This is a genomic window from Dyella japonica DSM 16301 (assembly GCF_001010355.1).
Taxonomy (GTDB): Bacteria; Pseudomonadota; Gammaproteobacteria; order Xanthomonadales; family Rhodanobacteraceae; genus Dyella; species Dyella japonica.
The window spans coordinates 123,516-130,972 of the sequence record NZ_JPLA01000023.1; the positions used below are offsets into that span (position 1 = coordinate 123,516).

Here is a 7,457-nt window from a genome sequence, read left to right on the forward strand (position 1 = left end):
CACAGCATTCGTATTTAGGTAGAGGTGCAAGGCATGGCCCACGCAGCTACACACGATCACCACGACGACCATCACGGCGCGCCGAAGAATTTCTTTGTGCGCTGGTGCATGTCCACCAACCACAAGGACATCGGCACGCTGTACCTGGTGTTCTCGTTGCTGATGTTCTTCATTGGCGGCAGCTTCGCGATGGTGATCCGCGCGGAACTGTTCAAGCCCGGCCTGCAGCTGGTGCAGCCGTACTTCTTCAACGAAATGACCACGATGCATGCGCTGGTCATGATCTTCGGCGCGGTGATGCCGGCCTTCGTGGGCCTGGGCAACTGGATGATCCCGCTGATGATCGGTGCGCCGGATATGGCGTTGCCGCGCATGAACAACCTGTCGTTCTGGATCCTGCCGTTCGCCTTCTCGCTGCTGCTGTCCACGCTGTTCCTTCCGGGCGGTGGCCCGGCCGGCGGCTGGACCATGTACCCGCCGCTGTCGCTGCAGGGTGACTCGGTCGCCTACCTGGTGTTCGCGGTCCACTTGATGGGTATCAGCTCGATCATGGGCGCGATCAACATCATCGCGACCATCCTCAACATGCGCGCGCCGGGCATGGACCTGCTCAAGATGCCGGTGTTCGTGTGGAGCTGGCTGATCACCGCCTTCCTGCTGATCGCCGTGATGCCGGTGCTGGCCGGTGCGGTGACCATGCTGCTCACCGACAAGTACTTCGGCACCAGCTTCTTCAATGCCGCTGGCGGTGGCGACCCGGTGCTGTTCCAGCACATCTTCTGGTTCTTCGGCCACCCCGAGGTCTACATCATGATCTTGCCGGCCTTTGGCCTGGTCTCCGAGATCATCCCGACCTTCGCGCGCAAGCCGATCTTCGGCTACAAGGCGATGGTGTTCGCCATCGCGTCGATCGCCTTCCTCTCGTTCATCGTGTGGGCGCACCACATGTTCGCGGTGGGTCTGCCGCTGGGCGGCGAAATCTTCTTCATGTACGCGACGATGCTGATCGCGGTGCCGACCGGCGTGAAAGTGTTCAACTGGGTCAGCACCATGTGGGGCGGCTCGATGACCTTCGAAACGCCGATGCTGTTCGCCATCGCGTTCGTCATCCTGTTCACCATCGGCGGCTTCTCCGGCCTGATGCTCGCGCTCGCCCCGGCGGACTTCCAGTATCACGACACCTACTTCGTAGTGGCGCACTTCCACTACGTGCTGGTGACCGGTGCGATCTTCGCGATCATCGCGGGCACGTACTACTGGCTGCCGAAGTGGACCGGCCACATGTATTCCGAGACGTGGGGCAAGATCCACTTCTGGAACAGCGTGATCTGGGTCAACGTGTTGTTCTTCCCGCAGCACTTCCTGGGCCTGGCCGGCATGCCGCGCCGTATCCCGGATTACAACGTGGCCTTCGCCAACTTCAACATGATCAGCTCGATCGGCGGTTTCCTGTTCGGCGCCTCGCAGTTGATCTTCCTCGGCGTGATCGTGCACGCGGTGTGGTTCTCCAAGAAGAAGGCACCGGACCGCGTGTGGGAAGGCGCCAAGGGCCTGGAGTGGACGCTGCCGTCGCCCGCGCCGTATCACACGTTCGATGTGCCGCCGGTCATCCATGATGACGAACTGGCACACGGCCACGTCGAAGACTGATCCAAGCATTGCCGCTCCGGTTTCGCGCCGGAGCGGAAGGAAGCGAAACGATGAACCAGCCGTCCATGACAACGATCGAGCAGGCCCGCAAGAAAGGTGTGCGACTCACCGTCACGGTGTTTGGCGGCATCGCTTTTGCGATCTTCGTGCTTTCGCTGTTGCAGGGACTGAAGTACTCCTGACGCAACCGCCGTATTCCTCCGCGATGCCGAGCGGCATCACGGGTTGCAGCCCGGGCGACGAATGCGCGGGCGGATGTTGACAGAGCATTCCATAGGGATCTCAGCATGGCCCAGCAAGAAGGCGTTTATTTCGTTCCATCCAAGAGCCAGTGGCCGATCGTGGCCGCGGTGGTCATGTTCGTCACCGTGCTCGGTGCCGCGCATTGGCTGAATGCGCCCCCGGGTGAAGCGGGCTTTGGCAAGACCATGCTCACCGTCGGCATCGTCGGCATCCTGCTGATGTTCTTCGGCTGGTTCCGCTCGGTGATCCGCGAATCGCTGGCGGGCAACTACAACAGCCAGGTGGACCGCTCGTTCCGCATGGGCATGATGTGGTTCATCTTCTCCGAGGTGATGTTCTTCGGCGCCTTCTTCGGTGCGCTGTTCTACGCCCGCATGTTCGCGGTGCCGTGGCTTGGGGGCGAAGGCCATGGTGTGCTCACCCACCAGTTCCTGTGGAGCGACTACGCCGCTTCGTGGGGCGCTGGCGGTGGTGGTGGCCCGGAGCGCATCGGCGGTAGTTTCGAGACGGTGCTGCCGTGGGGCCTGCCGCTGCTCAATACGTTGATCCTGCTCTCCTCGAGCGTCACGGTGACCATTGCGCACCATGCGCTGAAGGCCGGCCAGCGCGCCAAGATCCTGTGGTTCCTCGGCTTCACCGTGCTGCTGGGCGCCACCTTCCTGTGGTTCCAGGCGCACGAGTACATCGAGGCCTATAAGGAACTCAACCTCACGCTGCAGAGCGGCGTGTACGGTTCGACCTTCTTCATGCTCACCGGCTTCCACGGCATGCACGTGACGCTGGGCACCATCATGCTGGCCATCATCTGGCTGCGCGTGGCCAAGGGCCATTTCACCAAGGAACACCACTTCGCGTTCGAAGCGGTGGCCTGGTACTGGCACTTCGTCGACGTGGTGTGGCTGGGCCTGTTCATGTTCGTCTACATCCTCTGAGACGCTGGCGCGTCGCAGCAAAAAGCCCGCCGAAAGGCGGGCTTTTTTGTGGGACATACATGCGGACATCCTCCCTATCTTTGTGGGAGCGCACCCTGTGCGCGACACCGACAACGCGGTAGCCGCGGAGGCACCGCGGTGGTCCAAAGGTTGCGCTCCGTCGGCGTCGCGCACAGGGTGCGCTCCCACAAAGGGGTTAATCCCACAACGGGCGGGTGAGAGGGGTCCCAAAACAAAGGCCCGCCAATGGCGGGCCTTCGATGGAACCGGATGTCGCAGCGAGGCGCCGGCAGCGGTTGAACGCTACAATTACTGGCCCACGCCGTGCGGGTGGAGCCAGCCCATCCAGATGCCGAACACGACCATCAGGATGAGCAGCACCGACAACCCGATGCGACGCGTCAGCGCCCACACCGTGCGCTTGCTGCCTTCCTTGTCGGTCATCATGAAGTACAGGGCCTGACCAAGATTGAACAACACCACCAGCAGCAGAATCACCAGCGCATATTTGTAGATGGTTTCCACGTGATTGGTCCGAACGTTTTTGACATCCGCAGTATAGCGGTCGTGCACGGCGCCACCGCGTGAAGTGGCTGCGCCGTCCATCCTGGTTCGCACTGCTGCTGACAGCGGTGAGTGCCTTGTTGTTCATACGTTTGGGCGTGTGGCAGCTGCATCGCGCGGACGAGAAAGAGCAGATTCTGCGACGGTATGCCACAGCGGAAACCGCTGCGCCGCGCGACTTTGCCGCAGTGGCCTCAAATCCCCCCATCGATGCGTTCGCCCGCGTCGACGTGCAGGGCACGTACCTCGCCGATCGGCTCTATCTGCTCGACAATCCCAAGCACGACCAGCGCGGTGGTGTGGAAGTCTATGCGCCTTTCCGTCCGCGCAACGGCGATCGTCTGTTGCTGGTCGACCTGGGTTTTCTTCCTGGCAACGGAACGCATCAGGCGCCGCAATTGCCGCCGCTGCCCACCGGCGCGCAGGAGCTGCACGGCCTCTACGTGCCCGCGCCCGGCGTCGGCTTCGAGATGGGCGGCAATGCGCTCGCCCAGCAGACGAGCTGGCCCAAGACCACCATTTATCTCGAGCTGCCCCAGGTGGCTGCCGATCTCGGCGCCACGCTGTATCCGCAGGTGCTCGCGCTCGACGCGGAGCCTGCCTCCATCTATGTGCGCGAACACACCATCGATTTCTCCTCGATGCCGCCCGCGCGCCACCGTGCCTACGCGTTCCAGTGGTTCACCTTCGCCCTGGCGGTGGTGGTGATCCTGCTGGTGCTGCATCGTCGTCGTCCTTCCCGACCGGACAAGTCATGAATACACCCGATCCCGCCGCCCTGCGCGCAAGCCGACGAAAACTGCTGTTGATCATGCTGGTGTTCGCCGCGCCGATCGTGGCGGCCATGCTGCTCACCTTCGCGGGCTGGCAGCCGTCCGGCAAGGCCAATGGTCTAGCCGTGATGCCGCAGCGAAATTTCGCCACCGAACAGGTACCGGTGTCGCTCACCAATGGCGACACCTGGGCCTGGCGCGCGAAGGAGCCGCAGCTCACCCTGGTCGCGCTGGCCGGTCCCGGCTGCGCCAAGCAATGCATGGACGTGCTGACCAAGATGGCCGCGGCGCGCCTCACGCTCAACCAGAATGCGCCGCGCCTGCGCCTGCTCTACGTCGGCAAGCCGCCAGCGGACGCTGCGGCGACGGGCATGACCAATTACTGGAAGCTCGGCCAGGATTCGATGGGTGCGCTGGCTCCCTTCGCGCCGACCACGCCGGACAGCGTCAATGCGCTGCTGGTGGAGTCGGACGGCACCGCGTTGTCGTTCTATCCCGCAGGCTTTGATCCCACCGGCTTGCGCAAGGATCTGCAGAAGGTGATCCGCTGATGACTTCCCGTTCCATCAAGGTGCTGCGCGGGCTGGCCTTGCTTGCCGCAGTGTTCGCCTTTGGCGTGGTGATGTTTGGTGCCTTCGTGCGTCTGTCCAATGCCGGTCTGTCGTGTCCCGACTGGCCGACCTGTTACGGACGCGCCGCATGGCCGGAACAGCAGCACGAGATCGCCCAGGCGAACCAGGCCTTCCCGGATCGCCCCTACGAAACGCATAAGGCCTGGCGCGAGCAGGTGCATCGTTTTCTTGCCGGCACGCTCGGCACGCTGGTGTTCGCGCTGGCCCTGATCGCCAGCTGGCGTCGACCGTGGGCACGCTATGCGGTGATCGTCGGCGCGCTGTGCGCGGCGATCGGCGTCGGCATGTATATCAAGGGCGAACATCACTGGTCCTTGCTGGTATCGCTGTTCGCTATCGGCTTGCCCTTGATCGCGGCGATCGGACTGGATCGCCCGGGCGCGTGGCGCATCAGCGTGCTCGCGCTGTCGGTGGTGGTGTTCCAGGCCATGCTCGGCATGTGGACGGTGACGCTGCTGTTGAAGCCCATCGTGGTGATGGGCCATCTGCTGGGCGGCATCACGACCTTCGCGCTGCTGGCCTACGCCGCGTTGCGATTCGCTGGGGTGGGCTCGAACGACGACCGCTACGCGGGACTGCGCAACGCGGTGATCGTCGGCATCGTCCTGCTGCTCGCGCAGATCGCGCTGGGCGGCTGGACATCCTCCAATTATGCCGCACTCGCCTGCGGCACCGATTTTCCCAAGTGCCTGGGGCAATGGATGCCGCCCACCGATTTCGAGCAGGGTTTCGTGCTGTGGCGCGGGATCGGCGTGAACTATGAAGGTGGCGTGCTAGACATGGCCGCGCGCAGCGCCATCCAGATCGCCCATCGCATCGGCGCGCTGGTGGTATTTTGCTACCTCGCGTGGTTGTCGCACCGCGTCTCGCGCCGCGGCCTGCGTGGACTGGGCGTGGCCATCGCGCTGGTGCTGGTGACCCAGGTGCTGCTGGGCATCAGCAACGTGCACTTCGGGCTGCCGTTGCCGGTGGCGACGCTGCACAATGGCGTGGCGGCGCTGCTCTTGTTCACCTTGCTGGCGACGTTGGCACGTACGCAAAAGCGTCGCGACGACGCGATGTTTGTTTCCCACGGATACCGATGACGATGAGCAGCCGTTTCCATGAGTACCTGGAACTGACCAAGCCGCGCGTGGTGGCGCTGCTGGTGTTCTGCGCCGTGATCGGCATGTTCCTCGCCGTGCCCGGCATTCCGCCGTGGCGCGCGCTGGTGTTCGGCACGCTGGGCATCTGGATGGCGTCCGGTTCCGCCGCAGCGTTCAACCACCTGATCGATCAGCGCATCGACAAGGTGATGGCGCGCACCGCGCATCGCCCATTGGCCACCGGTCAACTGAAGCCGAAGCAGGTGCTGACGTTTGCACTCGCGCTGGGCGCGGTGTCGATGCTGATCCTGGTGTTCCTGGTCAATCCGCTGACCGCGCTGCTCACCTTCGGCGGCCTGATCGGCTATGCCGTGATTTACACGGCGTATCTGAAGCGCGCGACGCCACAGAACATCGTGATTGGCGGCTTGGCAGGTGCGATTCCGCCGGTGCTGGGTTGGACGGCTGTCACCGGTGCGCTGCATCCGTTTGCGCTGCAGCTGTGCCTGATCATCTTCGTGTGGACGCCGCCGCATTTCTGGGCCCTGGCGATCTTCCGCCGCGACGATTACTCGCGCGCCCAGGTGCCGATGCTGCCGGTGACGCACGGCGTGGTGTTCACGCGCTGGCATGTGCTGTTCTACACGATCCTGCTGGTACTGGTGACGCTGTTGCCGGGGCTTACCGGTTATAGCGGCATGGTTTATCTGGGCGGTGCGGTGGTCCTTGGCGTTGGCTTCCTTTACTACGCGATCCGTCTGCTCAATCCGCCGGATGAGTTTTTCGCGATGAAGGTGTTCAACTATTCCATCGTGTATCTGATGGCGTTGTTTGCGTTTTTGCTGGTGGACCATTGGGTGATGGAGCCGTTGGTGCAGCACCAGGGTGTGGTGATTGAGCGATCGCTTTAGTTCGTTATCGCGCTTTTGACCGTCATTCCTGCGAAAGCAGGAGGCGCTTTTCAACAGCCGAATGGCTGGTCTTCCAGCTTTTGATCGTCATTCCTGCGAAAGCAGGAATCCAGTGACTTCGCGCCTCGATTGTCGCGATATGGCCAGCGTGCCGCCTACGCGGCGGGCGTTTCGAACGGCTGCCGCCGCTCGAGTCACTTTTCTTTTGCTGGCCCAAAAGAAAAGTAACCCAAAGAAAATGGCCTGATAACGCCCGCAGCATTGTGTTGGGATAAGCCCGAACGGTTGAGGCAGGCCGTCAGGGGGCAACCTCCGAGGGTACACAGGGGTACCTCAAAACGCTGCGCAACGCGCCCGAATCGCTGAGGACTTAAAGCGGGGCCTCGCTGCGCATCGGCTTTTGGCCAGCAGGTTGCGAATGGCGTACCGCGCCTGGCGCTGCGCTTGTCTGTGGGAGCGCACCCTGTGCGCGACCGTCCCGCCGGGGTGTACCGCTCCGTAGGTTTGTCGCGCACAGGGTGCGCTCCCACAAATAGCCAATCGGCAGGTTCCATTCTCCCTGGGTACACCTTGTAGGAGCGCACCTTGTGCGCGACCGCAGCGCATGGGTGTACCGCTCCGTCAGGTGGTCGCGCACAGGGTGCGCTCCTACAACAGACCAACAACG

8 protein-coding genes are annotated in these 7,457 nt (G+C 62.9%); 7 read left to right on the top strand and 1 reads right to left on the bottom strand.

What is annotated here, in order from left to right:
* Positions 1–33 precede the first annotated feature (33 nt).
* The 3 genes from ctaD to Y882_RS09155 all read left to right on the top strand — a co-directional run bounded on the left by ctaD (position 34) and on the right by Y882_RS09155 (position 2,825).
* Complete coding sequence (gene ctaD / locus Y882_RS09150) at positions 34–1,650, top strand: cytochrome c oxidase subunit I (protein ID WP_046971583.1); 1,617 nt, start codon at positions 34–36, stop codon at positions 1,648–1,650.
* Between the two features lie 50 nt (positions 1,651–1,700).
* Positions 1,701–1,832, top strand: a complete 132-nt coding sequence (locus tag Y882_RS20880; RefSeq protein ID WP_280136522.1) for a hypothetical protein — start codon at positions 1,701–1,703, stop codon at positions 1,830–1,832.
* A gap of 105 nt (positions 1,833–1,937) precedes the next feature.
* Positions 1,938–2,825, top strand: a complete 888-nt coding sequence (locus Y882_RS09155) for a cytochrome c oxidase subunit 3 (protein ID WP_046971584.1) — start codon at positions 1,938–1,940, stop codon at positions 2,823–2,825.
* 309 nt (positions 2,826–3,134) lie between these two features.
* Here Y882_RS09155 and Y882_RS09160 read toward each other — a convergent pair whose 3' ends face one another.
* Positions 3,135–3,350, bottom strand: coding sequence for a twin transmembrane helix small protein (locus Y882_RS09160; protein ID WP_046971617.1), 216 nt, complete (start codon positions 3,348–3,350; stop codon positions 3,135–3,137).
* Between the two features lie 59 nt (positions 3,351–3,409).
* Here Y882_RS09160 and Y882_RS09165 point away from each other — a divergent pair, with 59 nt between their 5' ends.
* The 4 genes from Y882_RS09165 to cyoE are packed head-to-tail and all read left to right on the top strand — an operon-like array spanning position 3,410 to position 6,790.
* Positions 3,410–4,147: an SURF1 family protein gene (locus tag Y882_RS09165; protein WP_046971585.1), complete on the top strand. Its 738-nt coding sequence runs from the start codon at positions 3,410–3,412 to the stop codon at positions 4,145–4,147.
* Positions 4,144–4,713, top strand: a complete 570-nt coding sequence (locus Y882_RS09170; RefSeq protein ID WP_046971586.1) for a hypothetical protein — start codon at positions 4,144–4,146, stop codon at positions 4,711–4,713. Before Y882_RS09165 ends, Y882_RS09170 begins: the two co-directional genes overlap by 4 nt.
* Positions 4,713–5,879, top strand: coding sequence for a COX15/CtaA family protein (locus tag Y882_RS09175; protein ID WP_046971587.1), 1,167 nt, complete (start codon positions 4,713–4,715; stop codon positions 5,877–5,879). The genes Y882_RS09170 and Y882_RS09175 overlap by 1 nt, the downstream gene beginning before the upstream one ends.
* On the top strand, positions 5,876–6,790 hold the full coding sequence (gene cyoE, locus Y882_RS09180) for a heme o synthase (RefSeq protein ID WP_082121035.1): 915 nt from the start codon (positions 5,876–5,878) through the stop codon (positions 6,788–6,790). Before Y882_RS09175 ends, cyoE begins: the two co-directional genes overlap by 4 nt.
* Positions 6,791–7,457 lie beyond the last annotated feature (667 nt).